Genomic DNA, 25,183 nt, shown 5'->3' on the forward strand with positions numbered 1-25,183 from the left:
TGTAATGCTTGCAGAACTTATTGAGGAGAAACGCACCATGCTCCCTGTACCGCAGAACTGCATTCACACCCGCTCTTCTCCCTTCTGGGATAAAAACTCCGCCCCCGCGGGCCTGTTTCAGCGACATCTCGATAAAGGCACGCGCCCCGGCGTGTACCCTCGCCTGAGCGTCATGCAAGGAAAGGTTCGCTACCTGGGCTATGCCGATGCCACCTCGCCAGAGCCAGAAACAGAACTGATTGTTGAAGCGGGTCACTTCGGCGTATTCCCGCCAGAGAAATGGCATCACCTCGAGCTGCTCACCGACGATGCCGTCTTTAACATCGACTTTTTTGTCGCCCCGGAAGTGCTCCGCTCCATGTCATGACAGAAGGAATCTAATTATGCTGACTATTCCCAAAAACTATCTACATACCCGCGCCACGCCGTTCTGGACTAAAGAGACCGCCCCTGCCGCTTTATTTACCCACCACAACACCAAAGCGGGCGTCTTTGGCCGCCTCTCAGTGATGCAGGGCGCAGTGAAATATTTTGGTTTTCCCGACGCCGATTCAACAACACCTGACGTGGAAATCGTTATTGAGGCAGGCGCCTTTGCCATTTCTCCGCCGCAGAAGTGGCACCGCATTGAGTTGCTGACCGACGACACTTATTTCAATATCGACTTCTTCGCCTCTCCTGAAGCAAAACTGGAAGGCAACGGCCTGGGTAAAGTGGTCAACAGCCAGAGGTAATCATGATGGGCAAAGCAACTTATACCGTCAGCGTCACCAACAACAGTAACGGCGTCTCGGTCGATTATGAGACCGAAACGCCAATGACGCTGCTGATCCCGGACGTCGCTGCCGAAGTGGTCAAAGAGCTGGTCAACACCGTCCGCGCTTATGACACGGAAGATGAACACGAAGTTTGCGGCTGGTGAAATGCACAAAAAAAAGCCCGCTCCGGGGTGCGGAAGCGGGCATATAAAGCGCGTTCAGTTTCATCACGCGCCCAAAACGTTGAAGGCTATCGGCTGTTAAGCTGGAACAGTGACATGCCTTGCAAATCGGTGAAGACTTTATAAGAAGCTTGTAGCGCAGCCTGCTGCTGAACATAGTTAGAGACAGTTGCCGTCCAGTCGGCGCCGACCAGCTGACTCATCTGGTCAGTTTGCGCCAGCGCTCTTTCATTACCGAGGTCATCCAGCTTGCTCAGCTCATTAAGCTGGGTACCTAACTCAGCGCGCACGGTAGACACATTGCTCAGGGCATTGCTCAGCCCACGGTTTGTTTTCGCGACGGCCGCATCAAGGGCTTTCTTACCTGCGTCGTCCAACCCGGCCGTTGGCGTTTTCAAGGCCGCGATAGCAGAGTCCAGCATATTAAAGATGTTGGTCTCGCTCGGCGAGCCATCGGGTTCCGGCGTGGCGTTACTGGAGATGCGATTGAAAACATCATTGCCGGTATGCCCAATTGTCATGGTTCGGGAGGTATCAACCTGTTGGGTAATTGGAAGCGTTCCGCCCTGATAGGTAATGCTACCTGCCCCACCGGTAAACGGTGCTGCTTCAGTTTTATAACCAGCAAAAATAAAACGACCGTTCCCGTCGGTACTGTTCGCCAGGTTCAGTATTTGGTTGCGAATACCTTCGAGATCGGTTGCCAGCGAGGCACGGTCGTCATCACTCAACGTTCCGCTGCTGGCAGCATAAACAACTTTCTCCTGAGCACTTTGAATTGAAGAGACCGTTTGCTGCAAAACGCTCTCTTCCAGCGAAACCTTCTGCGTCGCAAAGGTACGCGCCAGTTTGTACTGGTCGTTCATCGACTGAGCCTGGGAAAGCACCACCGCCTGAGACGCTGCAACAGGATCGTCTGATGGCCGGTTAACGCGGTTACCGGTGCTCATCTGCTCGCCATAACTCAGCCATAAACTCTGCGCGTCGCTAATGCCGCGCATGTTCTGGTCATATAACATTTGGGTACTGATACGCATGACGCTGGCTCCCGTTAGCGAATGTTCAGCAACGCATCAAACAACGATGATGCAGTCTGAAGGACCTGGGCGTTAGCCATATAGTACTGCTGGTAACGCTGCAGGTTGCCATACTCTTCATCGAGGCTAACCCCCGAGATAGATTGCTGCTGCTTGGTGAGCTGCGTCACCACATTCCCCTGAGTCGTACTAGTCACTTTCAGGCTTGCCGTTTTGTTACCCACGTCGCTGACCAGAGTGGCATACGCATCGTTGAACGACTTGTTGCCTTCGACCTGCTTAGAGTTCTGCAGATCCAACATGGCCTGAGCATTACGGTTATCGCTCTTGCCGGCGGTAGGATCGCTTGCCAGCGCCAGTTTCGACTCATCTTTCACGGCCAGGCTCATGTTCACTACCGCGTCGGATACCGGTTTAACGGTGAAGCTCTCGTTGTTGGCAGGCGTGCCGCTCACGCCAACTTTCAGCCCGTCAAAGTTAAGGCTGACGTTGCCGCTTGCGTCCGTTGTCGCGCCGGGGTTAATGTTGGCGTTGTCCGACAGACGGGTCACCTTCCAGTTTCCGCCCACAAACTCAACCTTATAATCACTGGCCTGAATCTGCTTGCTGTCGGTGGTGGTCGCGGTGAGCTGCGTGCCGCTGGTATTGCGGCTGTTGCTCAGGACTGTTGGGCCACCGACGGTAAACAGGTTGGTGCCTTTGTCGCCGTTGGCATCATAGCCCTGGGTGTGCTGGCTGTTCATGGCCGTCGCAAAGGCCTGAGCCATCTGGCCCAGACGGTTACGAGCGCTGTCCAAATCCTGAGTACGGAAGGTAAACAGCCCACCCAGAGAACCTGTATTCAGCTGGCTTTCTGGAATTTCCACTTTACCGGCAATCGGATCGACAAAAGCGACTGTCGTACGGGAAGGATCTGCGCTGGAGTTAACCGCCGCCAGTTGGTTAGCCGTGTCGCCCTGCACCAGGCTAATACCATTGCCGATAGATACGTTGTACGTACCACCATCCTGCACGCTGACGTCTACGCCAACAATTTGGTTTAGCTGGCTAACAAGCTGATCGCGCTGATCCAGCAGGTCATTTGGCGCTGAACCCGCGCCCACACCTTTCAGGCGTGAGATCTGGTCGTTCAGATTCGCAATTTGCTTAGCGTAGGTGTTGATTTGGTCCACGCTGCTGCTGATCGACAGGTTAACCTGCTTGTCCTGATCGCGCAGGTACTGGTCGGTGACCTTAAACTGGTTTACCAGACCATCCGCTTTGCCCAGCAGCGCCTGACGAGCCGCAGGATCCTGAGCATTACTGGTCAGCGTCTGCAGGCCGGAGAAGAAATCCTGCATGGTTTTTGACAGCGAGTTGGTCGTCCCGGACAGAATGTTGTCGATTTTTGACATCTGCTGATACTGGGTTGTCAGCCCGCTGCTTTGCGTCTGGGCCGCACGCAGCTGGTTAGTGATAAAGGAGTCGTACTCACGCTGCACGCCGTTGACATACACGCCATTGCCAATATAGCCGCCGCCGGTCAGGGTGCTTTTTGACTGGGACAGAATCGTCGTCTGGCGGGTATAACCGCTTACGTTATAGTTCGAAATGTTATTGCCGACGGTGCTTAATGCCGCCTGGGCAGCACTCAGGCCACTCATGGCGCTGTTAATCAGGCTATTGGACATGAAGGTTCCTTGATAGCGTGTGGTCAAAGGTTCTGCTACCTATTATCGGCAGCAGGCCACGGGACTTGAGTCTCTTCAGAACAAATTCGACAAATCAGTGCTGTAGGCTTTGGAAACCTTGTCGCTCATGGCTTTCAGCTGCTGGATCATGCCGGTCAACTTACGTGCGTAGTTTGGATCCGTGGCATAACCGGCGTTTTGCAGCGCCTGAGCACCCTGCTCTGCTGAAGACGCATTCGTCACGGCAGCATAGCGCGGGTTTTTCGTCAGCAAGCCAACGTAGTCAGAAAGCGCTTCCAGGTAAGAGCTGTAAACGCGGAACTTCGCTTTCACCTTCTTCGCCTCACCGTTTTCAAATTCGGTGGTGGTGATTTCCGTCGTCGCTCCTTTCCAGCCCGGCGTTGCCTTAACGCCGAACAGGTTGAAGCTCGGTTCCCCTTTTTCGGTGCGAATCTGACGCTGGCCCCAGCCGGACTCCAGCGCGGCCTGCGCCAGAATCAGGTGGTGCGGAATGCCGCTGGCCTCACTGGCCAGACGCGCCGGCAGCGAAAGCTGCGCCAGGAAGTCTTTGCTGTCTCCGCTCATCGGCTCTTCATTAGAAGGTGCGCGAGGCACGGCCTGACGCACCATTTGCGTTAGCGTCTGGTTCTGGTAGCTGGTGACCGTTTGCGGGTCGAGTTTCATCGGTACCTGACCTGCCGTTTCCGATGGCTCGACCTGCTCGTTACTCATTTGCTTAACCATCGCATCCGCCAGCCCCAGCCCTTTCGCACTCAGCTGTTGAGCTATCTGCTGGTCATACATGCTGGTGTACATCCGCGTGGACTCGCTGCTGAACAGACCGTCTTTCGGCAGCGCCTCACGCATGCTTTTCAGCATCATCTGCACGAACATCCCTTCCACCTGATGAGCCACCTCTTTCAGGTTGCCCTTAGGATCTTGTCCGGCCTTCGCCTTTAAATCGTTTAGCGAGTTGGCGTCAAACGCGGCATTGGCAAGTGAACGGGCGTCAGTCAGCATTAGATGATTTCCAGTTTTGCACGCAGGCAGCCTGCGCTTTGCATGGATTGCAGGATAGACATCAGATCGATAGGCGTGGCCCCCAGCGCATTTAACGCACGGACGACATTATTCAGGTTGGCGCTGGAATTAACGCGCTGTACCGAGCCACCGCTCTGACGTAGGTCGATCTGCGTTTGCGGCGTCACCACGGTCTGGCCGCCGCCAAATGGCGTATTCGGCTGGCTGACCTGATTCTGACGATTTACGGTCACCGACAGGTTCCCCTGCGCAACGGCGCAGTTATCCAGCGTCACTTCGCGGTTCATCACCACGGAACCCGTGCGAGAGTTGATCACCACGCGCGCATCCTGCACCGGCATACTCACTTCAAGGTTTTGGATATCCGCCAGCAGACGAACCTGAGAGCTACCGCCGCTTGGCACGCGGATCTGGATCGTACGGCCATCCAGCGCAGTTGCGCTGCCGAAGCCGCGGGAGCGGTTAATGGTGTCGGTGATCCGCTGGGCCAGGCTGAAGTCATCATCGTTAAGCTGCAGGTTGAGGGTGTTGCCGTTGCCGAAAGTCCCGGCCAGCTCACGCTCTACGACCGCGCCGCCGGTGATACGCCCGCCGTTAAGCTGGTTCACCTGCACGCTGCTCCCACCGGCAGCAGCGCCCGCGCCACCCACCAGCACGTTACCCTGCGCCAGGGCATAAACCTGATTATCCACGCCTTTGAGCGGCGTCATTAAGAGAGTCCCGCCGCGCAGGCTCTTCGCATTACCCATGGACGAAACAACAACATCAATGTTTTGCCCTGCTCGCGCGAACGCCGGGTATTTTGCCGTCACCATCACCGCTGCCACGTTTTTCAGCTGCATATTGGTGCCGGTCGGTACGGTAATACCCAGCTGGGAAAGCATGTTGTTCAGGCTTTGGGTGGTAAACGGCGTTTGCGTCGTCTGGTCACCGGTGCCGTCCAGCCCAACCACCAGGCCATAGCCAATCAGGGAGTTTTCACGCACGCCCTGCACGGTGGTCAGATCGCGAATGCGGTCAGCTGATGCATAAGCCGCTGTCAGCAGCACAACCAACCCGAATAAATATTTCACCATGGTACCCTCGCTTACATCGGCGATACGTTAAGGAAGAAGCGCTGCAGCCAGCCCATATTCTGCGCTTCATTAATGTAGCCGTTACCGACATACTCAATTCGGGCATCCGCCACCTGGGTCGACGCAACGGTGTTGCTGCCGCTGATGGTGCGCGGGTTCACTACGCCAGAGAAGCGGATAAACTCCGTCCCCTGGTTGATGGCAATCTGTTTCTCACCTACGACGTGCAGGTTTCCGTTGGCCAGCACCTGATCGACCGTCACCGTCAGCGTGCCGCTGAAGGTGTTGCTGGCGTTGGCGCCGCCTTTACCGTTAAAGCCATTGCTGCCGGAAGCGCTCAGGTCAGCTTTCCCTCCTCCCAATAGCCCCGAAGCAAAAGTCGGGACCGTGTCAAAGCCGAGGGCCGATTTTCCATCGCGGCTGGCGTTCGCCGAGGAGCTCTTACTGGCGCTGACGTTTTCCTGAAGCTGGATGGTCAGAGTATCGCCGATATTACGTGGACGACGATCTTCAAACAGCGGCTGATAGCCGTAGTTCATCGGCTGTGCGGTCTGGAATATTGATCCGTTAATCGTTGGCGAAGGACCAGGCACCGGCTGCGCGGTCGTGGCCCCTTCAACCAGCGGTTTACTAGGCACTAAGGCGCAGCCGCTTACGGCAAACACCAGACTCAGGAGAACAGGACGGAGCACCATTGGGTTTTGCATTGCTTTCATCTTCAGGTCACGGCAGCCGACGCGCTTTCACGCGTCGGCAAACGCCTTACATTTGCGTCAGTTTTTGCAGCATCTGGTCGGTGGTGCTGACCGCTTTGCTGTTGATTTCGTAAGCGCGCTGAACCTGGATCATGTTTACCAGCTCTTCAGCAACGTTTACGTTTGAGGTCTCAACATAGCCCTGGTAGAGCAGACCTGCGCCGTTCAATCCCGGCGTGGAATCGTTTGGCGCACCGGATGCCTGCGTTTCGGTGTAAAGGTTTTCACCAATACTTTCCAGGCCGGTATCGTTCATAAAGGTCGTCAGGTTCAGCTGCCCTACCTGCACCGGCGCGGTCTGCCCTTGCAGAGTTGCGCTCACCACACCGTCACGGCCGATAGTCAGGTTCAGCGCGTTTGCCGGTACGGTAATCGCAGGCTGCACCTGGAAACCGCCCGCCGTCACCAGCTGTCCATTTTGGTCAACCTGGAAAGAACCGTCGCGCGTATAGGCGGCGGTACCGTCCGGCAGCAGAACCTGGAAGAAACCTTCGCCTTTGATGGCCACATCTTTGCTGTTGTCCGTTTTAGACAGGTTGCCCTGGCTGTGCAGACGCTCGGTGGCCACCGGACGAACGCCGGTCCCGATCTGTAAACCGGACGGCAGCGTCGTCTGCTCAGAAGACTGAGCCCCCGGCTGGCGAATGGTTTGATAAAGCAAATCTTCAAACACGGCGCGTTGACGCTTGAAACCATTGGTGGAGACGTTTGCCAGGTTGTTGGCAATCACATCCATATTGGTTTGCTGTGCATCAAGGCCCGTTTTGGCGATCCATAAAGAATTGATCATGTTTGAATCCTGTAATAAGTAAGCCGGGCGTTAGGTCATTTGCAGCAGCGTGTTAGCGCGCTGTTCGTTTTCATCAACGTTGGCGATAACTTTCATCTGCATTTCAAAACGACGGGCGTTGGCGATCATATCCGCCATCGCCTCTGCCGGTTTGACGTTGCTGCCTTCCAGTACGCCGGACATCACCTTAATCGTTGGGTCGGCCTGCGCGATGGCACCGCGTGTCGCCTGGGCGGCGGGGTTCAAACGAAACAGCCCGTCATCCCCGCGCACCACCTCCTGCTGCGTGGCTTTCACCAGCTTCAGTCGGCCAATCGGCGCCACGGTATTTGGCGGGTCGCCCGGGTTCAGCGCGGAGATAGTTCCGTCCGCGGCGATGGTAAGCTGCGAACCTTCCGGCACCGCAATCGGGCCACCTTCACCGATAACGGGCCGGCCGCCAATGGTCAACTGACCGGCAGGGCTGACCTGAATGTTACCGTTGCGGGTATAGCCTTCTCCGCCGTCCTGCGTCTGCACCGCCAGCCAGCCATCCTGCTGCAAAGCAACGTCCATCGGGCGCGAGGTGTAGTCCAGCTGACCAGGCGTCATATCAGCCCCTGGCGTTGAGGCAATCACCAGGGTACGAGTTGGCAGAGAAAGCCCTTCCACCGGGACAGCACGCAAAGCATTAAGCTGCGCGCGGAAGCCCGGTGTGGAAGCGTTCGCCATGTTGCTCGCCGTGACTGACTGTTGATTCAGCGTCTGGCTGGCAGCGCCCATGGCGGTGTAGATTGCATGATCCATTAAGCCGTCCCTTCAGGCGCTTAGCGCAGGTTAACCAGGGTGTTGAGGATCTGGTCCTGGGTTTTGATGGTCTGCGCGTTCGACTGATAGTTACGCTGCGCGACGATCATGTTGACCAGTTCTTTACTCAGATCCACGTTCGAAGATTCCAGCGCGCCGCTGGTCAGGGTTCCGAAGTTACCGGTGCCCGCCAGGCCCAGCAACGCAACACCGGAAGAGTTGCTTGCGGTCCAGACGTTATCGCCCTGGGACTGCAAACCTTCAGGGTTCGCAAAGTTGGACAGCACGATTTGCCCCAGAAGCTGGGTCTGCTCGTTGGAGTAGTTCCCGACCACGGTGCCATCGTCGTTAATCTGATAAGACGTCAGGTCACCCGGCTTGTAGCCGTTCTGGTTGGTCGCCACGATGTTGTTAGACCCGGTGTTCTGCTGCATGGAGTTCTGGAAGCTCAGCGCGAAGGTCGCAGGTGTCGCGCCGTTGGTGACGCCGGTGGTCACGTTGATGCTGGTTGGCAGCGTGTTCGGGTTTGGAATCGGATCGGCGGCATTGGCAGTAATCCCCTGCAGGTTGCCGTTGTTGTCGAAACGCATAAACCCGGCGGACGTTGCCGTAGAACCCGCTACGGAAGAGTCTTTGGTGTAAACCTGCCAGGCGTTATCCGCGCTCTTAACGTAGTAAACATCCATACCATGGGCGTTACCCTGGCTGTCATAAACGGTGACCGTGCCCTTCTTGTTGTAGCTGTTCGCATTGGTAGGATCGAACGGCGTTACGGTCGGGATCTTATCGGTAGAGTTCAGGTTGATCTGCTGGGACGCAGTGGTGGTGGTCTTCGCCGGCATCAGCGTGTTCGGGATCGACAAGCCTACCGGGTTGGCGCCCTGTTGGATGGTTGGCGGCGTGCCGGTTGCCGGGTAACCGGTCAGCTGCAGGCCCTGCATGTTCACCAGGTTACGGTTTTCATCCAGCTTGAACTGGCCGTTACGGCTATAGAACACCGAGCCGGAGCTGTCTACCAGGCGGAAGAAGCCGTTCTGGCTGATAGCGACGTCCAGGCCACGACCGGTCCCGGTGGTAGTCCCATCGCCAAAGTTCTGGGTCACGCCCGCGACTTTAACGCCCAGACCCACTTTAGAGCCTGCGAACATATCGGCAAAAGAGACCGAACCTGATTTAAAACCGTAGGTGGCGGAGTTGGCAATGTTGTTACCAATCACGTCCAGGTTGGTGGCCGCAGCATTTAAGCCGCTGACCGCTTGAGAAAACGCCATGTCTTACTCCTGCTTAGGTTATAGGCTTAAATAATTTGCCTGATTGCATCGAGGGTCGTAGAACCGTAGGTCCCGAGATCCAGTTTGAGGCCATCTTTGCCGTTGATAACACCGCTCACCATAGCGAAGCCCAGCGGCTGAGCCACCAGCTGTGTCCCGCCATTCGTGGCATTGATCGCCACGGTATAAGAGCCGTCCGGCACGTTGGTGCCGTCGTTGGCGCTGCCGTCCCAGGTAAAGGTATGCACCCCGGCACTCAGTCCACCAATCTCGATAGTACGCACCACTTTGCCGTCTTTATCGGAGATGGTGGCCGTGACTTTGTCCGCCGCCTGCTGCAGCTCGACGCCAAACGGCGTGGTGCTGATGGTGTTGGTTTTTGAATCGGTCCCCGCCAGGATTTTGTTGCCCGGGATCATGACGCCATGGCCAATCAGGGCGCTGGCCTGCAGAGACTGGTTCTGGTTGATCTGGCCGGAGACGGAACCCAGCGTGGTGTTAAGTTTTTCGATGCCGCTAACGGTACTGATCTGCGCCAGCTGCGTGGTCAGTTCGTTGTTCTGCATCGGGTTGGTCGGATCCTGGTTTTTTAACTGCGCCACCAGCAGGGTCAGAAAACTCCCCTGCAGGTCTGCGGCGCTATTGCCGGTCAGGCTGTTTTTCGATGCACCAGCCGTAGGATCAACATTGTTAGTCGGATCGTTCACTTTGACTGCAATGGACATATAGGCTCCTGTTACTGACCGAGAGTGAGCGTTTTCATCATCATGCCCTTCACGGTGTTGAGCACTTCGACGTTGGCCTGATAGCTACGGGAGGCGGACATGCTGTTGACCATCTCCCCGACCACATCAACGTTTGGCATACGCACGTAGCCGCGCGCGTCCGCAAGCGGGTTACCCGGCTGGAAAACCAGCTTGTCCGGCGCATCGCTCTCAATCACTTTGGTCACTTTAACGCCACCGGTCGCCGCGCCAGGGGCTGCATCCACCTGGAAAACGACCTGTTTTGCGCGGTAAGGCTGACCGTCTGGTCCGGTGACGCTGTCGGCGTTGGCGAGGTTACTTGCCGCCACGTTCATGCGTTTGGACTGGGCCGTCATAGCCGAACCGGCGATGTCGAAAATATTGAGTAAGGCCATCGATTATCCCTGTAGCACCGACATCATGCTTTTGATTTGCCCGCCAAGCACCGTGAGGTTTGTTTGGTAATTCAGGCTGTTATCGGCAAACTGCGTACGTTCACGGTCCATATCGACGGTGTTACCGTCCATGGCGGGCTGGTCAGGTACGCGGTAAAGGAGATCGAGCGACGGAGTGGAGTGGGTTTCTGCCGGGATATGGCGTGCCGAAGTGAGCGCCAGAGACATGCCGCCTCCTTCAACGCGTCCGCGCTCCATCACTTTTTTCATTTCACTGGCAAAGTCGATATCGCGCGCCTGAAAGCCCGGCGTGTCGGCATTGGCGATATTCGCGGCCAGAATCTCTTGGCGCTGAGCACGCAAATTAAGCGCTTCTTGCTGAAATCGCAGTGCGGCGTCCAGTTTATCGAGCATGCTTCCTCCATGGTCCATAGAATTAGGAATCGTCCGAAAGCTTAAATCCCCTTACGCGTACGCGATGGGTGGAATAAACGCAAAATACGTCGCTATTTATCGCCTTGATCAAAACGACTCGCGGTTAAAATCACCGCAATCTGAATACGGAGAAGCGCGATGAGAAGTCTGAAAATCTTGAGCGGTATAGCCAGTTTGCTGTTCGGCCAGTTGGCTATGGCGAGCGCACTCGATCAGCCGCTGACTGAGTATTTTCAACAGCGACTGGCGGGGATCAGCGATGACGTCAGCGTCAAGGTGAAAACGCCAGAGGCTCAGCTTCCAGCCTGCCCTCAGCCAGAATTCTCAACGCCCGGCAATGCCAAACTGTGGGGCAACGTTAGCGTCATGGCCCGCTGCGGCAGCGACAAACGGTTTATCCAGGTTCAGGTGATTGCCACGGGCCAGTATGTGGTTGCCAGCCGCCCTATCTCCCGTGGTGCAAGGATCGATGCCAGTAGCGTGCAGTTAACCCAGGGGCGCCTTGACCAACTGCCGCCACGGACTATGCTGGATCTCGGCCAGGCGACGGACGCCGTTTCACTTCGGGATATTGCCCCCGGGCAGCCGGTGATTCAGACGATGGTACGCCAGGCCTGGCGAGTAAAAGCCGGTCAGCAGGTTCAGGTGATTGCCTCCGGCGAAGGCTTTAGCGTCAACGGAGAAGGCAAAGCGCTTAATAACGCCGCCGTCGCGCAAAATGCCCGCGTTCGCATGTCCTCAGGGCAGGTGGTGAGCGGGACGGTGGATGCTGATGGGAATATTCTGATTAATCTATAATCTTTTTAAAGATTCCGCGGCGACTGCCGATAGTACTATCAACAAATGATACTGACTGGCTCTTACGCCGCGAGCCCCTCGATGAGGAGAGAACAATGAGCATTGATCGCACGTCGCCACTGAAACCGGTAAGCACTGTTCAACCACGTGAAACCAGCGATCCACAGACGCTGAAAAGCCGTCTTGAAAAATCCACTACCGCCAACAGCACCAGCGTAAAGCTGAGTAATGCGCAGGCCAAACTGATGCAGCCCGGCACCGGCGATATCAACATGGAACGCGTTGAAGCGCTGAAGACGGCCATTCGTAACGGCGACCTGAAGATGGATACCGGCAAGATCGCCGACGCGCTGCTCCAGGAAGCCCAAAGCTATTTGTCGAGTAAATAACGGTGAGTCGTCTGTTAGAAGTGCTGGACCAAATGACCGCAGTGCTGAATTCACTTAAAGAGGTGATGGACGCTGAACAGCTGCAGCTTTCCGCAGGCCAGATAAACAGCAATGCGCTGCAACGTATAACTGAAGATAAAAGCTCGCTGCTGGCTACGCTGGATTACCTGGAGCAACAGCGTCGCGCGGAACAAAACGCCGGGGCGGTCACCAGCCTGGACGTTAGCCAGCGCTGGCAGACGATCACGCAAAAAACCCTGCACCTGCGGGACATTAATCAGCATAACGGTTGGTTGCTGGAAGACCAGATGGCCCGCAATGAGCAGGCTATTGCCGTGTTAAAACCGCATCAGGCACCGGACTTCTATGGCGCCGATGGGCAGGCAACGGCGCAGGGCAGCCGCGGCGGCAAAAAAATCACGATCTGATTCTCCTCGCCAATGAAAACAGCTGGTCAACGCTCTCCTTGACCAGCTGCTTGCTTATTTCAGCGATTTCAAGACTTTTACCGTCGCCTCAATATCAATCTCATCCTCTGAGAACAGATGTGTTTCGCCCTGGAAGGTGGTCACGGCCAGTTTTTTCACCGTGCGCATTTCCCCTTCTTTTTTCTCTGCCTTCGGGCGAATGCTGTTCATCAGCAACCCAACCGACAGCACCGCATTTTCTTTATCAATCTTCCCGTCCGCGGGCTCTTCTTCGCTGTACACCACGAAAGATTTGATCGAGGTGATTTTAAGCCGCTCGCCCGCAATAAACAGATGCTTGCTCTCAGGCTCCACTTTCACGGCAAACGCCGACAGCCCTTTATTATTGGTCCCCGGCTCGAAGGTCACCGACGCGTCCTTTTTGATAAGTTCCGGGTTGGCGACTTTAATCACGTGGAAATAACGGTTTTCACCGTTTTCATCTTTGATAAATCCGAAGCCCTTCTCTTCGAACCAGGTTGTGATTATTCCTCTCATCGCTCTGTCACCTAATTAACCTTTCAACATATAAAGAATAGGGCGGCGTGACGAAACCGTCATCCACCCAGAAAAAATCAAATTGTGCGGCGGGCGAAATCTTTCAATCTGAAGCCCAACAGCAACAATGTCGCAAAATAAGCGACGATGCCGGCCACCACCACCGCCATCAGCCGCAGCAGGCGATAAGGCATGTTGCCCAGATCCCACGCAGGCATAACGTACATTATCCCAATCAGTACCGCAGACATCACCAACACGGCGGCGACCAGGCGCAGCAGAAATGCCGTCCAGCCGGGCTGTGGCTGGAAGATATCCTGCTTACGCAGCTGCCAGTAAAGCAGCGAGGCGTTAATACAGGCCCCCAAACCAATCGACAGGGAAAGTCCGGCGTGTTTTAGCGGGCCGATAAACGCGAGGTTCATTAGCTGCGTCAAAATCAGCGTCACGATAGCGATTTTAACCGGGGTTTTAATGTTCTGCCGGGAATAGAAGCCTGGCGCCAGAACCTTAACCACGATAAGCCCCATCAGGCCGACCGAATACGCCACCAGCGCCCGCTGGGTCATCAGGGCATCGAAAGCTGAGAACTTACCGTACTGGAACAAAGAGACGGTCAGCGGTTTTGCCAGAATTCCCAGCGCCACCGCGCTTGGGAGCGCCAGCAGGAAGCAAAGGCGCAGCCCCCAGTCCATCAGGCGGGAGTATTCATCGTGGTTGCCGGTAGCAAAACTCTTCGCCAGCGACGGCAGCAGAATAGTGCCTAACGCCACGCCTAAAACCCCAGACGGAAACTCCATCAGGCGGTCGGCATAATACATCCAGGAAACCGATCCGGACACCAGGAACGAAGCAAAGATGGTGTTGATGATCAGTGAAATCTGGCTGACGGAAACGCCGAGAATAGCCGGCCCCATCTGTTTGATAACCCGCATTGCGCCCGCATCCTTAAAGCTGATACGCGGCAGCACCAGCATGCCAATTTTCTTCAGGTGCGGCAGCTGATAGGCCAGCTGTAATACGCCCCCTACCGTTACCGCCCAGGCCAGCGCCAGAATCGGTGGATTAAAGTGCGGGGCGGCAAACAGCGCGAAGCCAATCATGCTGAGATTAAGGAACGTCGGGGCAAAGGCTGGCACAGAGAAACGGTTCCAGGTATTGAGAATTGCCCCCACCAGCGACGCCAGCGAAATCAGTAAAATGTACGGGAAGGTAATGCGCAGCAGGCTCGACGTTAGCGCAAATTTATCCGCCGTGTCGGCAAAACCCGGCGCAGTGACCAGAATAACCCAGGGCGCCGCAAGCATCCCGAGGACGGTGACCAGCGCCAGCGCAAGCGTCAGCAGCCCGGAAACGTATGAGACAAAGACGCGCGTGGCATCTTCGCCCTGCTTACTTTTGTATTCGGCCAGAATGGGCACAAACGCCTGGGAGAAAGCGCCTTCGGCAAAGATTCGGCGCAGCAGGTTCGGCAGCTTAAAGGCAACAAAGAAAGCATCCGTCGCCATCCCTGCCCCAAATACCCTTGCCACAATGGCGTCGCGCGCGAAACCAAGCACGCGTGAAAACATGGTCATCGAGCTGACGGCTGCCAGCGATTTTAATAGGTTCATTTATTCTGTTATTCCACAAACATGAACGCCTGCAATGCAGGCGTACATGGATGATGACAAGTCGGCATAGTCTACCGATACGGCGCTGAATTGCTACCGCGATATGTTACAGCTTATTCGCTAATTGCCTCGCGCCAGAGCTTCTCGACGACACGCTGCGCCAGCAGCGCCTGCTCGCCGGAGGTTTCCGGGACAGTTTGGTTCGCCACGCAGTCGATAAAGTGACGCGCACAGCCCACAAAGCCGCGCTGTTCCAGCGTGGTTTGCCAGCCGGGAATGGGCTGTTCCACCACACCGGCGCCGCATTCTTCGCGCCACTGACGCATGTCGGTTACCTCATACAGCCCGCCGTCAGTCACCGCCTGCACCCACTCTCGCTGGCTTCCGGCGCGGCGATGCATACTGGTGGTCACGCTCAGGTTGCCCTGGCTGAAATGGTGTTCGGCGTACAGCATTTGCCCTGATTCATTGGTTTGCAACGTCCCGCTTTGCAACTGGGCACTGCCGCCGCCAAGCCAGAGCGCGGTATCCACGACGTGAAGATAGTCATCAAGCAGCGTGAAGCGCAGATCCCCCGGGCCGACGCTGTCGCTGCGGTGTTTGTCCATCCGCAAGGATGCCCCGGCAGACAGCGTTGCCTTTAACTGCTGGTAACGCGGGGCAAAACGGCGGTTAAAGCCCACCATCAGGGTGCGTTTTTTGCGCTCTGCAAGCTCCACCAGCTTTTCGGCGTCAGCCAGATTTTCCGCCAGCGGCTTATCCACGCAGACGCTGACGCCCGCATTGAGCAGATCATTCACCACCGCGTAGTGGGAACTGGTGGCGCTATGCACAAAAACAGCATCGCACTGCGCCGCCAGATTGCTGAGCGAATCGATATACGGCATACGCCAGGTTTCACACACCGGCAGCGCTTTCGCTTTGGTCGGTGAAAATGCGCCCACCAGCGACCAGTCGTCGGATGCCCCCAGAACCGGAAGCCAGGCTTTCTGCGCGATCCCGCCCAGCCCCACGACGCCAATACGTAATTTCGTCATCCTTAATCTCCCAAATGCGCCAACAAGGAATCCAGACGCTGTTTAAGCTCGGCGACTTCAGTTTCCAGCGCGGCCACTCGCGCGCTGAGATCGTCTGCAACCGGGCTGATACTTTGTTCCGGGGACACTGACGCCTCAACCTCACCGCTGAAAAGATGCATATAGCGGCTTTCTCGTTTACCCGGCTCACGCGGCAGACGCACGACAAACGGCCCATCTTCACGGCCAGCCAGCCCTTCCAGCGTCGCTTCTACCTGCGCCATATCGGTGAACTCAAACATTCTCCCGGCACGGCTGCGCAGCTCACCCGGCGTTTGCGCGCCGCGCAGCAGCAAAGTCGTAACCACAGCCACTTCCGCTGGCGCTAGCTTTAAATGACCAAACTCGGAGTTGCAAAAACGCTGCTCGTATTTCGTCACGCGGTTGCCAAACCCGCTGACGGTTCGCAAATAATGGCCTTTGACCAGCCCGTCCAGCGAGTCCTGGACTTCATGCTCTTTCAGCTCCATCACCGGTTCACGGTTTGTTTTCTGATTACAGGCGGTCACCACGCCGTTGACGGACATCGGATATTGCTCTGGCGTAGTGAGCTGTTTTTCCAGCAGGCTGCCGATAACGCGGGCTTCAATCGCCGTTAACTGATATTTCATCTTTTAAACTCCACGACCCGGGGTCCAGTCTTGATTAACCAGCGCGGTGAGAACGTGATCCCGCCATACGCCGTCAATCAGCAAATAATCCTTTGCATAGCCTTCTTTTTCAAAGCCCAGGCGCGCCAGAAGGTCGCCGCTGCGCTGATTATGCGGCATATAGTTGGCCATAATGCGATGCACATTCTGGCTACGTTGCATATAGCGAATGGCGCTGGCCAAGGCCTCGTACATTAGTCCCTGCCCCTGCCACTTTTCACCGATGGAGTACCCGAGAAAGCAGGCATGAAAGGAGCCACGCACCACGTTGGAGAAGTTGGCGACGCCGATAACCTCTTTTTCTTCCGGGTCGAGCAGCGCGAAGTAGTACGCGCTACCCTGCTTGTGCATTTCACTTATCATGCCCAGCCTTGCCTGCCAGCCCGAAGGATAGCAGTAGCTCTCATCCCGAACGGGTTCCCAGGGTTTCAGAAACAGGCGATTTTCCGTGTAGTAATCCGCCAGGCGCCAGGCATCTCGCTCATGAACCAGACGCACCACCAGACGGTCAGTCACCAGGCGAATTTTTGGTGCGTTACTGCGGTAGCCAAACATGTTTATCCCACTCCTTCATCCCGGTTAACGGGGCTCATCTTGTTACTATACCTGCGCCTGACCGCCGTGTGAAAACAACAACATGAAGCGACATCACTTTTTTCGATTAAAGCCTTGAATCAAACTCGTTGCACGATAAAAAAATATTGTCCTGCATCAGGTATTAAAAGCCAGAATGCCAAGCGAGAATAAAGACTTGTCGCGTTTAATTAAGTTCCCTGGAGGGGAGATGTCGCGGGTGGCGCAGGCAAGGAGCCTGGGTAAATATTTCCTGCTGCTTGATAACATGTTAGTGGTATTAGGCTTTTTCGTTGTCTTCCCTTTGATTTCCATTCGCTTCGTTGACCAGTTGGGCTGGGCCGCTTTAATGGTCGGGATTGCCCTGGGTCTGCGTCAGTTTATCCAGCAGGGGCTCGGTGTCTTCGGCGGCGCGATTGCCGACAGGCTGGGCGCTAAACCGATGATTGTCACCGGCATGCTGCTGCGGGCCGCAGGTTTTGCCACCATGGGCATCGCCACGGAACCCTGGATGCTATGGCTTTCCTGCCTGCTCTCCGCCATTGGCGGAACGCTGTTTGATCCGCCCCGCTCGGCGCTGGTCGTCAAACTGGTTCGCCCTCAGCACCGCGGCCGCTTCTTCTCCATCCTGATGATGCAGGACAGCGCGGGCGCGGTGATCGGCGCTCTGCTGGGTAGCTGGCTGTTGCAGTACGACTTCCGTCTGGTATGTGCCGTCGGTGCCGTAATGTTTGTCCTGTGCGCCGCGCTTAATGCCTGGCTGCTGCCCGCCTATAAGCTTTCAACGATCCGCACCCCAATGCGCGAAGGCATGGGTCGCGTGTTTCGAGATAAACGCTTTATCACCTATGTTCTGACGCTCACCGGCTATTACATGCTGGCGGTGCAGGTCATGCTGATGCTGCCGCTGATGGTCAACGACATTGCCGGTACCGCGTCGGCGGTAAAATGGATGTACGCCATTGAAGCCGCGCTTTCGCTGACGCTGCTCTACCCTATCGCCCGCTGGAGTGAAAGGCGCTTCCGCCTGGAGCAACGCTTAATGGCAGGCCTGGTGCTGATGACGGTGAGCCTGATGCCTATTGGCCTGGCCTCCAACCTGCAGCAACTTTTCGCCCTGATCTGTACCTTCTACATCGGCTCAATCATCGCTGAGCCTGCGCGGGAAACGCTCAGCGCCTCGCTGGCGGATGCCCGCGCTCGCGGCAGCTACATGGGGTTCAGCCGTTTGGGCCTGTCGCTGGGCGGCGCACTAGGTTACACCGGCGGTGGCTGGCTGTTTGACGCAGGTAAAGCCCTGCAGCAGCCGGAATTACCCTGGGCCATGCTCGGCATTATCGGCTGTATCACCCTTGCCGCCCTGTGGTGGCAATTTAGCCTTATACCCGTTGAGCCAACGATGCTGGAGCCTGGCGGGCAGGGATAATTTTCTCGTATCATCTTTTTCCGGTAGCCGCTCCCGCCGTGCCGCATTATGCTGATAAAGCAAGGCACGGCATTGGAGCCGCTATTTTGAGGAAGCCTATGAAGAAGATTGTTTTTGCCGCAGCATTGATGCTTAGCGGCCTGCTCTCAGGATGCAACCAGTTAACGCAGTACAGCGTGAGCGAACAGGAAATCAACCAGTCGCTGGAAAAACACAATAACTTCTCGAAGGATATTGGCCTGCCCGGCGTGGCTGAAGCCCATGTGGTGCTAACCCATTTAGTCAGTCAGATAGGACGGGAAGAGCCGAATAAAATTACCCTGACCGGCGATGCCAATCTCGACATGACATCCCTGTTTGGTAACCAAAAAGCCATCCTGAAGCTCAAGCTGAAAGCACTGCCGGTGTTCAATAAAGAGCAAGGCGCCATCTACCTGCAGGAAATGGAGGTGGTTGACGCTCAGGTCGAGCCGCAAAAAATGCAGACCGTACTGCAGACCATGATCCCTTACCTTAACCAGTCCCTGCGCAGCTACTTCAATCAGCAGCCTGCTTATATCCTGAGCGAAGACCGCAGCACCGGCGAGTCGCTGGCGAAGAAATATGCCAAAGGCATTGAAGTAAAACCCGGTGAGATAATCATTCCGTTAACGGAATAGCCTCTGCCCCTCAGAGCCGTTCATGCGCTCTGAGGGTTTTGTACAACATGAGCAACATAAGGGGTGCAAACGATAACGTTTCCCCTTATCCTTAGTGCCCGGCATAAAACCAGCCCTTGATGACTGATTTCCCTCTCACGCCGGAGCACATTGATGACCGCATTACCTCAGGTATTAAAAATCCGCCGCCCAGATGACTGGCATATTCACCTTCGTGACGGTGAGATGCTGAAAACCGTGGTGCCCTACACCAGCCAGACCTATGGCCGCGCGATTGTCATGCCCAATCTTGTGCCCCCTATTACCAGCGTGGAAGCCGCTATCGCTTATCGCCAGCGTATCCTTGATGCGGTTCCGGCCGGGCAAAAGTTTGAGCCGCTGATGACCTGCTACCTGACCGACACGCTGGATCCCAACGAAATCGAACGCGGGTTCAATGCAGGCGTGTTTACCGCCGCCAAGCTTTACCCGGCGAACGCCACAACCAACTCCGCTCACGGCGTAACCAGCACCGCAGCCATTCTGCCGGTGCTTGAGCGTATGCAGAAAATTGGCATGCCGCTGCTGGTGCACGGCGAAGTCACCCATGCTGATATCGATATTTTCGATCGCGAAGCACGCTTTATTGAAACCGTCATGGAGCCGCTGCGTCGCCAGTTGCCTGAGCTGAAAGTGGTGTTTGAACATATCACCACCAAAGATGCCGCCCAGTATGTGAAAGAAGGCAACTCGCTGATTGGCGCGACTATCACGCCTCAGCACCTGATGTTTAACCGTAACCACATGCTGGTGGGCGGAATTCGTCCTCACCTTTATTGCCTGCCGATTCTGAAACGCAGCATCCACCAGGAAGCACTGCGCGAGCTGGTCGCCAGCGGCTGCGATCGCGTGTTCCTCGGCACCGACTCTGCGCCACATGCGCGTCATCGCAAAGAAGCCAGCTGCGGCTGTGCCGGCTGCTTCAACGCGCCTTCCGCGCTCGGTGCCTATGCGACGGTATTTGAAGAAATGAACGCGCTGCAGCATTTTGAAGCTTTCGCTTCGCTGAACGGCCCGCGCTTCTACGGCCTGCCGGTCAATGAAGAGCACATCGAGCTGGTTCGCGTCGCTAAGAAAATGCCAGAACTGATTGAAGCCGGCGACGACAGCATCGTGCCGTTCCTGGCGGGTGAAGAGGTCGTCTGGTCCGTTAAAGGCTAAATTTTTCAACGCCCCCTGTTGCTTACTGGAAATTAAGCCTGTATAAATATCCAGTATATTGTACAGGGGGTCGTTATGCGTATTGAAGTCACTATAGCCAAAACCACACCATTACCAGCCGGGGCTATCGATGCCCTTGCCAGTGAGCTTTCCCGCCGTATCAATCAACATTTCCCCGACACCAGCAGCGAAGTGCAGGTACGCTATGCCTCCGGCAATAACCTCTCCGTGCTGGGCGGTGCCAAAGAAGACAAAACGCGAATCAGCGAGATCCTCCAGGAAACCTGGGAAAGCGCTGACGATTGGTTCTCTGCCGACTAATACCCTCAAGTATGTTGGTACTTTTTGCCGGGTGTCGCCATCCGGTTTTTTTTATTTCCCTCGCCGATTTGATTATTTTTTAAACGCCGCTAAAGTCTTTCCTGCCTTTCTTTCCGATTACATCGGAATAGCCTGTCGATTTATTGTTCGCTTTTCTCGGATAATGTGGAAAAAGTGTTACCAGGTAATTATTTCATCCCCATGACCGCAAGAGTGTTGATATACTTAAGTCGCTTCACCATAAATCACGCATGAACCTCACTAGTCGTTGTCTTTAAACACGTATAAAAGGGGTTATGATGGAAAAAAATAGTGATGTTATTCAGACTCATCCCCTCGTCGGATGGGATATCAGCACCGTCGACAGCTACGACGCCATGATGCTGCGCCTGCATTACCTGACATCCAATAATCAGAAGCACGATGAAACCGAAATCGGTCAGACCCTCTGGCTGACCACCGATGTCGCCCGGCAATTTATTTCCATCCTTGAGGCCGGGATAGCCAAAATTGAATCCAGTGATTACCAGGAAAGCGATTATCGCAAGCATTGACGACACATGCTTAACAATGGCCACAGGCACCCAACGGGGTGCCTTTTTTATTTTAAGCGTCACCGTCAATTGCATCGTTCCGGTGAATTAATTACCCTGCTACAGATAATTTTCCACAGAGAAAAGCTTATGAACTACGACCTCATCATTGTCGGCAGCGGCTCCGTCGGTGCCGCCGCAGGCTGCTATGCCACACACTCGGGCCTGAAGGTACTGATGATCGACAGCGGCCACCCGCCGCATGACCAGGGCAGCCACCACGGCGACACTCGCCTGATGCGCCATGCTTATGGCGAAGGTGAAAAATATGTCCCGTTGGTCCTGCGAGCACAAAAACTGTGGGATGCCCTGGCGGAAGCCAGCGGTGAGAAGCTCTTCCACCGCACCGGGGTCATTAACCTGGGGCCATCTGATTCGCCCTTTATTCGCAATGTCGCCTCCAGCGCAGAGAAATTTTCCCTGCCGGTTGAAACCCTGGACGCCGCCGCCATTGCCGCCCGCTGGCCGGAGATTGCTGTGCCTGAAAACTACGTCGGCCTGTTTGAGACGGACTCAGGCGTGCTGAAAAGCGAGCTGGCCATCGAAACCTACATCAACCTTGCTAAGCAAGGCGGCAGCGCTCAGCTTTTTAACTGTAGGGTGACGGCGATCCGCCACGGCGACGAAGGTGTCACCGTCGTGACTGAAGAAGGTGAATATCACGGGAGCAAACTGCTGGTCAGCGCGGGGACCTGGGTTACCAAACTGCTGCCTGACCTGCCGATCGCGTCGGTTCGCAAAATCTTTGCCTGGCACCAGGCCGATGGGCGCTACAGCGAGAACAACAAATTCCCGGCGTTTACCGCAGAAACACCCAACGGCGATCAGTATTACGGCTTCCCGGCGGAAGACAACGAACTGAAGCTGGGCAAGCACAACGGCGGACAGCTGATTGACTCCCCCGAGCAGCGTAAACCCTTTGGCGCCGTCGCCAGCGATGGGTCTGAAGTCTTTCCGTTCTTGCGCGAATTTTTACCCGGCATCGGCTGCTGCCTGCACGGTAAAGCCTGCACCTATGACAATTCGCCGGATGAAGATTTCATCATTGATACTCTCCCCGGCCATGACAACACCCTGATCATTACCGGGCTGAGCGGACACGGGTTCAAATTCGCCTCTGTTTTAGGCGAAATTGCCTGCCAGTTTGCTTTGGGTCAAAAACCTGCCTTTGATTTATCCCCGTTTGTACTTTCTCGCTTCAAAACGGCGTAGAATCCCCGAGTGGCGGGCATTTCCGCCACTTTTCCTTGGGGCCATCATGATTCGCTTTTTTCAATTTTTAACCAACAATATTCGCGAACACTTTATTCTGTATCTTTTTCTCTGGGCAATACTTGCACTTCTCGATCTGGCTTATATCTATTTCTTTTGATTATTCAGACTCCTGTTATATTGACAATTATTGACGTAAAATTAATTAAATATAGTTTTAGCGCAAATAATTAACCGTCAATAAATACTCTTCTCAATCAAAAACGATCATATTCATTCGACTCTACTGAACGCCTGCCGCGAGTGTTATTCAAAAAAAAAGACATACAATAAATATATATCGAAATACGGATATTTATGTTGATCTGCTGTTAACAGAACGCCTATGTTTTAGCTTCTTTAGAAAATACATGGACGCATAAATATGCAATGGCGAAACTCATCCGAACGCTATGGACATTTTTCGGTTCTCCTTCACTGGCTGGTTGCCGCCACGGTTTACGGTATGTTTGCACTCGGACTCTGGATGGTGACGCTGGGCTATTACGACGTCTGGTACCATAAAGCACCAGAAATACATAAGAGCATCGGCATCTTGTTAATGTCAGCTCTGGCTATTCGTATTCTCTGGCGCTTTATATCGCCTCCGCCGCCACCGTTAAAAAGTTATTCACGTCTGACGCGCATCGGCGCGCTTACCGCACATATTTTGCTGTATGCATTATTGTTCGCCATTTTGCTGAGCGGGTATCTGATTTCAACGGCTGACGGTAAACCCATTAGCGTGTTTGGCTGGTTTGATGTGCCCGCCACGCTAACCGACTTCGGGGCGCAGGCCGACCTTGCCGGGACAGTTCATCTCTGGCTGGCGTGGACCGTGGTGATTGTTTCCGTTCTACACGCTCTTGCGGCCTTAAAGCACCATTTTCTAGATAAAGATGCCACCCTCAAGCGCATGCTGGGGAAAGCATCCCGTTAACTATGGAGAGTAAGACAATGAAGAAAATCCTGCTGGGAGCCACCTTAGGCGCTCTGTTATTCACCACCGGCTCCGCCGTGGCCGCTGACTATAAAATTGATAAACAAGGTCAGCATGCGTTTGTGAATTTCCGTATTCAGCATCTCGGCTATAGCTGGCTGTACGGTACCTTCCGTGATTTTGACGGAACCTTTACCTTCGACGAGAAAAACCCTTCGGCAGATAAAGTCAACGTCACCATCAACACCACCAGCGTGGATACCAACCATGCCGAACGCGACAAACACCTGCGTAGCGCAGAGTTCCTCAACGTGACTAAGTTCCCGCAGGCTACCTTCGCCTCAACGGAAGTAAAAAAAGACGGTGAAGCTTTAGATATTATCGGCAACCTGACGCTGAACGGCGTGACAAAGCCGGTTACGCTGAAGGCTAAGCTGATTGGTCAGGGTAACGATCCGTGGGGCGGCGTGCGCGCGGGTTTTGAGGCCGAAGGTAAAATTAAGCTGAAGGACTTCAATATTACTCAGGATCTGGGGCCAGCTTCTCAGGACGTTGATCTGATTATTTCTGTCGAAGGCGTGCGTCAGTAAAAAGACTCCCCCGGCGAACCGGGGGAATGTTATTACTTCTCGGGGTCAGGAATACCCAGCGTGGTATTCAGCATCCCACGAGATTTATTAAAGATCTTATTCCCGTTTTCGCGGCCTGCCCGGCGGCGGCGCTGTTCTTCTGGAGATAGCGCCAGCTCATCACGGCATACTTCACTGCAGCAGCCAGAGAATTTCTCAGCACAGGCCGGACACTGAATAAACAGCAGATGGCAGCCGTCATTTTTGCAGTTGGTGTGGCTGTCGCACGGCGTTCCGCACTGATGGCAATGGGCGATCACATCGTCAGATATACGCTCTCCCATACGCTCATCGAAAACAAAGTTTTTACCGACAAAGCGCACCGGCAATCCTTGCTCACGCGCGCGGCGCGCATATTCAATGATCCCGCCTTCAATGTGATACACATTTTTGAAGCCGTTATGGCGCATCCAGGCGCTGGCTTTTTCACAGCGAATGCCGCCGGTGCAATACATGACAATTTTCTTCTCTTTGTCATCCTGCATCATATCCACGGCTTTCGGCAGCTGCTCACGGAAGGTGTCGGCCGGAATTTCGACGGCGTCCTCGAAATGCCCCACTTCGTATTCATAGTGGTTACGCATATCGATAAATACCGCGCTCGGATCGTCGAGCATGGCGTTCACTTCCGCAGCCTTCAAATATTCCCCCACGTCACTTGCGTCAAACGTAGGGTCATCAATACCGTCAGCAACAATACGGTCGCGTACCTTCATGCGCAGCACCCAGAAGGATTTACCGTCATCTTCCAGAGCAATATTCAGGCGCAAATTATTTAAGGCCGGGTGGAAGGCATAAATCGCTTCGCGCAGGGCATCAACGCGGCTTTCCGGGACGCTAATCTGAGCGTTGATCCCTTCATGCGCCAGATAGACGCGGCCAAACACGTTCAGGCTCAGGAATAGCTGATACAGCGCATCACGGGTCGCCTGCGGCGTTTCGATAGTGAAATATTTGTAGAATGAGATGGTCGTGCGCGGCTCGGTTTCGGCAAGCATGCGCTCGCGCAGCTCCTCATTCGATACGCGGTTGTGTAACACTGGCATGGTGTTCGCTCGCAATCGTTGAAAAAAAGTGGGCTGCATCATAAAGCAAATAACGCTTATTTACATCCCCACGTTTTACGCTACATTTTGCTCACTCAGAGGCATCTGCGGC

At 55.0% G+C, this 25,183-nt stretch carries 32 protein-coding genes; 15 read left to right on the plus strand and 17 right to left on the minus strand.

What is annotated here, in order from left to right:
• Positions 1 to 37: 37 nt before the first annotated feature.
• From A936_RS00415 to A936_RS00425, 3 genes are read left to right on the plus strand one after another with little or no spacing between them, the layout of a single operon-like run.
• Positions 38 to 367: a TehB family protein gene (locus tag A936_RS00415; protein WP_008453477.1), complete on the plus strand. Its 330-nt coding sequence runs from the start codon at positions 38 to 40 to the stop codon at positions 365 to 367.
• A gap of 16 nt (positions 368 to 383) precedes the next feature.
• On the plus strand, positions 384 to 734 hold the full coding sequence (locus A936_RS00420; protein ID WP_008453478.1) for a TehB family protein: 351 nt from the start codon (positions 384 to 386) through the stop codon (positions 732 to 734).
• A gap of 5 nt (positions 735 to 739) precedes the next feature.
• Positions 740 to 922 (plus strand): DUF1869 domain-containing protein, encoded by a 183-nt coding sequence (locus A936_RS00425; RefSeq protein WP_008453480.1) that lies wholly within the window; start codon positions 740 to 742, stop codon positions 920 to 922.
• A gap of 86 nt (positions 923 to 1,008) precedes the next feature.
• Here A936_RS00425 and flgL read toward each other — a convergent pair whose 3' ends face one another.
• The 11 genes from flgL to flgB form a co-directional block, all read right to left on the minus strand.
• Positions 1,009 to 1,977 carry a flagellar hook-associated protein FlgL gene (gene flgL / locus A936_RS00430; protein ID WP_008453482.1) on the minus strand — a complete coding sequence of 323 codons (969 nt, stop codon included), beginning with the start codon at positions 1,975 to 1,977 and terminating at the stop codon, positions 1,009 to 1,011.
• Positions 1,978 to 1,991: 14 nt separating this feature from the next.
• Positions 1,992 to 3,647, minus strand: coding sequence for a flagellar hook-associated protein FlgK (gene flgK, locus A936_RS00435; RefSeq protein ID WP_008453485.1), 1,656 nt, complete (start codon positions 3,645 to 3,647; stop codon positions 1,992 to 1,994).
• Positions 3,648 to 3,722: 75 nt separating this feature from the next.
• Positions 3,723 to 4,667, minus strand: a complete 945-nt coding sequence (gene flgJ / locus A936_RS00440) for a flagellar assembly peptidoglycan hydrolase FlgJ (protein WP_008453487.1) — start codon at positions 4,665 to 4,667, stop codon at positions 3,723 to 3,725.
• Positions 4,667 to 5,764 carry a flagellar basal body P-ring protein FlgI gene (locus A936_RS00445; RefSeq protein ID WP_008453489.1) on the minus strand — a complete coding sequence of 366 codons (1,098 nt, stop codon included), beginning with the start codon at positions 5,762 to 5,764 and terminating at the stop codon, positions 4,667 to 4,669. The genes flgJ and A936_RS00445 overlap by 1 nt, the downstream gene beginning before the upstream one ends.
• Before the next feature lie 11 nt (positions 5,765 to 5,775).
• Positions 5,776 to 6,471 (minus strand): flagellar basal body L-ring protein FlgH, encoded by a 696-nt coding sequence (locus A936_RS00450; protein ID WP_085938871.1) that lies wholly within the window; start codon positions 6,469 to 6,471, stop codon positions 5,776 to 5,778.
• 55 nt (positions 6,472 to 6,526) lie between these two features.
• Positions 6,527 to 7,309: a flagellar basal-body rod protein FlgG gene (gene flgG / locus A936_RS00455; protein ID WP_008453492.1), complete on the minus strand. Its 783-nt coding sequence runs from the start codon at positions 7,307 to 7,309 to the stop codon at positions 6,527 to 6,529.
• Between the two features lie 30 nt (positions 7,310 to 7,339).
• The gene (locus tag A936_RS00460; RefSeq protein ID WP_008453495.1) at positions 7,340 to 8,095 is read right to left on the minus strand and encodes a flagellar basal body rod protein FlgF; all 756 of its coding nucleotides are present in this window, start codon (positions 8,093 to 8,095) and stop codon (positions 7,340 to 7,342) included.
• Between the two features lie 20 nt (positions 8,096 to 8,115).
• Positions 8,116 to 9,366 carry a flagellar hook protein FlgE gene (flgE, locus tag A936_RS00465; RefSeq protein ID WP_008453497.1) on the minus strand — a complete coding sequence of 417 codons (1,251 nt, stop codon included), beginning with the start codon at positions 9,364 to 9,366 and terminating at the stop codon, positions 8,116 to 8,118.
• 26 nt (positions 9,367 to 9,392) lie between these two features.
• On the minus strand, positions 9,393 to 10,091 hold the full coding sequence (flgD, locus tag A936_RS00470; protein WP_008453498.1) for a flagellar hook assembly protein FlgD: 699 nt from the start codon (positions 10,089 to 10,091) through the stop codon (positions 9,393 to 9,395).
• Between the two features lie 11 nt (positions 10,092 to 10,102).
• Positions 10,103 to 10,507, minus strand: coding sequence for a flagellar basal body rod protein FlgC (gene flgC, locus A936_RS00475; protein WP_008453499.1), 405 nt, complete (start codon positions 10,505 to 10,507; stop codon positions 10,103 to 10,105).
• A gap of 3 nt (positions 10,508 to 10,510) precedes the next feature.
• A complete protein-coding gene (gene flgB, locus A936_RS00480) occupies positions 10,511 to 10,921 on the minus strand; it encodes a flagellar basal body rod protein FlgB (protein WP_008453500.1) in 411 nt (136 codons plus the stop codon).
• A 159-nt stretch (positions 10,922 to 11,080) separates the two neighbouring features.
• On the opposite strand from flgB, the gene flgA reads away from it, so the two are divergent.
• The 3 genes from flgA (at position 11,081) to flgN (ending at position 12,557) form a co-directional block, all read left to right on the plus strand.
• Positions 11,081 to 11,740, plus strand: coding sequence for a flagellar basal body P-ring formation chaperone FlgA (flgA, locus tag A936_RS00485; RefSeq protein ID WP_008453501.1), 660 nt, complete (start codon positions 11,081 to 11,083; stop codon positions 11,738 to 11,740).
• 95 nt (positions 11,741 to 11,835) lie between these two features.
• On the plus strand, positions 11,836 to 12,129 hold the full coding sequence (gene flgM / locus A936_RS00490) for a flagellar biosynthesis anti-sigma factor FlgM (protein ID WP_008453502.1): 294 nt from the start codon (positions 11,836 to 11,838) through the stop codon (positions 12,127 to 12,129).
• 2 nt (positions 12,130 to 12,131) lie between these two features.
• On the plus strand, positions 12,132 to 12,557 hold the full coding sequence (gene flgN, locus A936_RS00495) for a flagella biosynthesis chaperone FlgN (protein WP_008453503.1): 426 nt from the start codon (positions 12,132 to 12,134) through the stop codon (positions 12,555 to 12,557).
• 54 nt (positions 12,558 to 12,611) lie between these two features.
• On the opposite strand, the gene A936_RS00500 is transcribed toward flgN, so the two are convergent.
• The 5 genes from A936_RS00500 to rimJ all read right to left on the minus strand — a co-directional run bounded on the left by A936_RS00500 (position 12,612) and on the right by rimJ (position 16,988).
• Positions 12,612 to 13,094 (minus strand): cold shock domain-containing protein, encoded by a 483-nt coding sequence (locus A936_RS00500; protein ID WP_008453505.1) that lies wholly within the window; start codon positions 13,092 to 13,094, stop codon positions 12,612 to 12,614.
• A gap of 77 nt (positions 13,095 to 13,171) precedes the next feature.
• Positions 13,172 to 14,707, minus strand: coding sequence for a murein biosynthesis integral membrane protein MurJ (murJ, locus tag A936_RS00505; RefSeq protein ID WP_008453507.1), 1,536 nt, complete (start codon positions 14,705 to 14,707; stop codon positions 13,172 to 13,174).
• 113 nt (positions 14,708 to 14,820) lie between these two features.
• The gene (locus A936_RS00510; protein ID WP_008453509.1) at positions 14,821 to 15,744 is read right to left on the minus strand and encodes a Gfo/Idh/MocA family protein; all 924 of its coding nucleotides are present in this window, start codon (positions 15,742 to 15,744) and stop codon (positions 14,821 to 14,823) included.
• Positions 15,745 to 15,746: 2 nt separating this feature from the next.
• The gene (locus A936_RS00515; RefSeq protein ID WP_008453511.1) at positions 15,747 to 16,394 is read right to left on the minus strand and encodes a YceH family protein; all 648 of its coding nucleotides are present in this window, start codon (positions 16,392 to 16,394) and stop codon (positions 15,747 to 15,749) included.
• Positions 16,395 to 16,397: 3 nt separating this feature from the next.
• A complete protein-coding gene (gene rimJ, locus A936_RS00520) occupies positions 16,398 to 16,988 on the minus strand; it encodes a ribosomal protein S5-alanine N-acetyltransferase (RefSeq protein WP_008453513.1) in 591 nt (196 codons plus the stop codon).
• Between the two features lie 229 nt (positions 16,989 to 17,217).
• On the opposite strand from rimJ, the gene mdtH reads away from it, so the two are divergent.
• The 9 genes from mdtH to A936_RS00560 all read left to right on the plus strand — a co-directional run bounded on the left by mdtH (position 17,218) and on the right by A936_RS00560 (position 23,986).
• Positions 17,218 to 18,432, plus strand: coding sequence for a multidrug efflux MFS transporter MdtH (gene mdtH / locus A936_RS00525; RefSeq protein ID WP_008453516.1), 1,215 nt, complete (start codon positions 17,218 to 17,220; stop codon positions 18,430 to 18,432).
• A 98-nt stretch (positions 18,433 to 18,530) separates the two neighbouring features.
• Complete coding sequence (locus A936_RS00530; RefSeq protein ID WP_008453518.1) at positions 18,531 to 19,091, plus strand: lipoprotein; 561 nt, start codon at positions 18,531 to 18,533, stop codon at positions 19,089 to 19,091.
• A 153-nt stretch (positions 19,092 to 19,244) separates the two neighbouring features.
• Entirely contained in the window at positions 19,245 to 20,291 is a 1,047-nt protein-coding gene (pyrC, locus tag A936_RS00535; RefSeq protein ID WP_008453521.1) for a dihydroorotase, read from the plus strand.
• Between the two features lie 75 nt (positions 20,292 to 20,366).
• Complete coding sequence (dinI, locus tag A936_RS00540; RefSeq protein ID WP_008453524.1) at positions 20,367 to 20,612, plus strand: DNA damage-inducible protein I; 246 nt, start codon at positions 20,367 to 20,369, stop codon at positions 20,610 to 20,612.
• A gap of 299 nt (positions 20,613 to 20,911) precedes the next feature.
• Positions 20,912 to 21,166 (plus strand): biofilm formation regulator BssS, encoded by a 255-nt coding sequence (bssS, locus tag A936_RS00545; RefSeq protein WP_008453527.1) that lies wholly within the window; start codon positions 20,912 to 20,914, stop codon positions 21,164 to 21,166.
• 129 nt (positions 21,167 to 21,295) lie between these two features.
• Positions 21,296 to 22,417 carry an N-methyl-L-tryptophan oxidase gene (gene solA, locus A936_RS00550; protein ID WP_008453528.1) on the plus strand — a complete coding sequence of 374 codons (1,122 nt, stop codon included), beginning with the start codon at positions 21,296 to 21,298 and terminating at the stop codon, positions 22,415 to 22,417.
• Between the two features lie 46 nt (positions 22,418 to 22,463).
• Positions 22,464 to 22,577, plus strand: a complete 114-nt coding sequence (locus A936_RS22505; RefSeq protein ID WP_071530454.1) for a DUF2770 family protein — start codon at positions 22,464 to 22,466, stop codon at positions 22,575 to 22,577.
• A 264-nt stretch (positions 22,578 to 22,841) separates the two neighbouring features.
• On the plus strand, positions 22,842 to 23,396 hold the full coding sequence (locus tag A936_RS00555; protein WP_008453530.1) for a cytochrome b: 555 nt from the start codon (positions 22,842 to 22,844) through the stop codon (positions 23,394 to 23,396).
• 17 nt (positions 23,397 to 23,413) lie between these two features.
• Positions 23,414 to 23,986, plus strand: coding sequence for a YceI family protein (locus tag A936_RS00560; RefSeq protein WP_008453531.1), 573 nt, complete (start codon positions 23,414 to 23,416; stop codon positions 23,984 to 23,986).
• A 32-nt stretch (positions 23,987 to 24,018) separates the two neighbouring features.
• Here the strand turns inward: A936_RS00560 and trhO are convergent, their stop codons facing one another.
• Positions 24,019 to 25,071 (minus strand): oxygen-dependent tRNA uridine(34) hydroxylase TrhO, encoded by a 1,053-nt coding sequence (trhO, locus tag A936_RS00565; protein ID WP_008453532.1) that lies wholly within the window; start codon positions 25,069 to 25,071, stop codon positions 24,019 to 24,021.
• Positions 25,072 to 25,183 lie beyond the last annotated feature (112 nt).

The organism is Enterobacter sp. Ag1, assembly GCA_000277545.1.
Classification (GTDB): domain Bacteria; phylum Pseudomonadota; class Gammaproteobacteria; order Enterobacterales; family Enterobacteriaceae; genus Cedecea.

Excerpts from the sequence above, each read along its gene's own strand:
- A936_RS00415 (WP_008453477.1), top strand. The coding sequence starts at position 38 with ATGCTCCCTGTACCGCAGAACTGCATTCACACCCGCTCTTCTCCCTTC.
- A936_RS00420 (WP_008453478.1), top strand. The coding sequence starts at position 384 with ATGCTGACTATTCCCAAAAACTATCTACATACCCGCGCCACGCCGTTC.
- A936_RS00425 (WP_008453480.1), top strand. The coding sequence starts at position 740 with ATGGGCAAAGCAACTTATACCGTCAGCGTCACCAACAACAGTAACGGC.
- flgL (WP_008453482.1), bottom strand. The coding sequence starts at position 1,977 with ATGCGTATCAGTACCCAAATGTTATATGACCAGAACATGCGCGGCATT.
- flgK (WP_008453485.1), bottom strand. The coding sequence starts at position 3,647 with ATGTCCAATAGCCTGATTAACAGCGCCATGAGTGGCCTGAGTGCTGCC.
- flgJ (WP_008453487.1), bottom strand. The coding sequence starts at position 4,667 with ATGCTGACTGACGCCCGTTCACTTGCCAATGCCGCGTTTGACGCCAAC.
- A936_RS00445 (WP_008453489.1), bottom strand. The coding sequence starts at position 5,764 with ATGGTGAAATATTTATTCGGGTTGGTTGTGCTGCTGACAGCGGCTTAT.
- A936_RS00450 (WP_085938871.1), bottom strand. The coding sequence starts at position 6,471 with ATGCAAAACCCAATGGTGCTCCGTCCTGTTCTCCTGAGTCTGGTGTTT.
- flgG (WP_008453492.1), bottom strand. The coding sequence starts at position 7,309 with ATGATCAATTCTTTATGGATCGCCAAAACGGGCCTTGATGCACAGCAA.
- A936_RS00460 (WP_008453495.1), bottom strand. The coding sequence starts at position 8,095 with ATGGATCATGCAATCTACACCGCCATGGGCGCTGCCAGCCAGACGCTG.
- flgE (WP_008453497.1), bottom strand. The coding sequence starts at position 9,366 with ATGGCGTTTTCTCAAGCGGTCAGCGGCTTAAATGCTGCGGCCACCAAC.
- flgD (WP_008453498.1), bottom strand. The coding sequence starts at position 10,091 with ATGTCCATTGCAGTCAAAGTGAACGATCCGACTAACAATGTTGATCCT.
- flgC (WP_008453499.1), bottom strand. The coding sequence starts at position 10,507 with ATGGCCTTACTCAATATTTTCGACATCGCCGGTTCGGCTATGACGGCC.
- flgB (WP_008453500.1), bottom strand. The coding sequence starts at position 10,921 with ATGCTCGATAAACTGGACGCCGCACTGCGATTTCAGCAAGAAGCGCTT.
- flgA (WP_008453501.1), top strand. The coding sequence starts at position 11,081 with ATGAGAAGTCTGAAAATCTTGAGCGGTATAGCCAGTTTGCTGTTCGGC.
- flgM (WP_008453502.1), top strand. The coding sequence starts at position 11,836 with ATGAGCATTGATCGCACGTCGCCACTGAAACCGGTAAGCACTGTTCAA.
- A936_RS00500 (WP_008453505.1), bottom strand. The coding sequence starts at position 13,094 with ATGAGAGGAATAATCACAACCTGGTTCGAAGAGAAGGGCTTCGGATTT.
- murJ (WP_008453507.1), bottom strand. The coding sequence starts at position 14,707 with ATGAACCTATTAAAATCGCTGGCAGCCGTCAGCTCGATGACCATGTTT.
- A936_RS00510 (WP_008453509.1), bottom strand. The coding sequence starts at position 15,744 with ATGACGAAATTACGTATTGGCGTCGTGGGGCTGGGCGGGATCGCGCAG.
- A936_RS00515 (WP_008453511.1), bottom strand. The coding sequence starts at position 16,394 with ATGAAATATCAGTTAACGGCGATTGAAGCCCGCGTTATCGGCAGCCTG.
- rimJ (WP_008453513.1), bottom strand. The coding sequence starts at position 16,988 with ATGTTTGGCTACCGCAGTAACGCACCAAAAATTCGCCTGGTGACTGAC.
- mdtH (WP_008453516.1), top strand. The coding sequence starts at position 17,218 with ATGTCGCGGGTGGCGCAGGCAAGGAGCCTGGGTAAATATTTCCTGCTG.
- A936_RS00530 (WP_008453518.1), top strand. The coding sequence starts at position 18,531 with ATGAAGAAGATTGTTTTTGCCGCAGCATTGATGCTTAGCGGCCTGCTC.
- pyrC (WP_008453521.1), top strand. The coding sequence starts at position 19,245 with ATGACCGCATTACCTCAGGTATTAAAAATCCGCCGCCCAGATGACTGG.
- dinI (WP_008453524.1), top strand. The coding sequence starts at position 20,367 with ATGCGTATTGAAGTCACTATAGCCAAAACCACACCATTACCAGCCGGG.
- bssS (WP_008453527.1), top strand. The coding sequence starts at position 20,912 with ATGGAAAAAAATAGTGATGTTATTCAGACTCATCCCCTCGTCGGATGG.
- solA (WP_008453528.1), top strand. The coding sequence starts at position 21,296 with ATGAACTACGACCTCATCATTGTCGGCAGCGGCTCCGTCGGTGCCGCC.
- A936_RS22505 (WP_071530454.1), top strand. The coding sequence starts at position 22,464 with ATGATTCGCTTTTTTCAATTTTTAACCAACAATATTCGCGAACACTTT.
- A936_RS00555 (WP_008453530.1), top strand. The coding sequence starts at position 22,842 with ATGCAATGGCGAAACTCATCCGAACGCTATGGACATTTTTCGGTTCTC.
- A936_RS00560 (WP_008453531.1), top strand. The coding sequence starts at position 23,414 with ATGAAGAAAATCCTGCTGGGAGCCACCTTAGGCGCTCTGTTATTCACC.
- trhO (WP_008453532.1), bottom strand. The coding sequence starts at position 25,071 with ATGCCAGTGTTACACAACCGCGTATCGAATGAGGAGCTGCGCGAGCGC.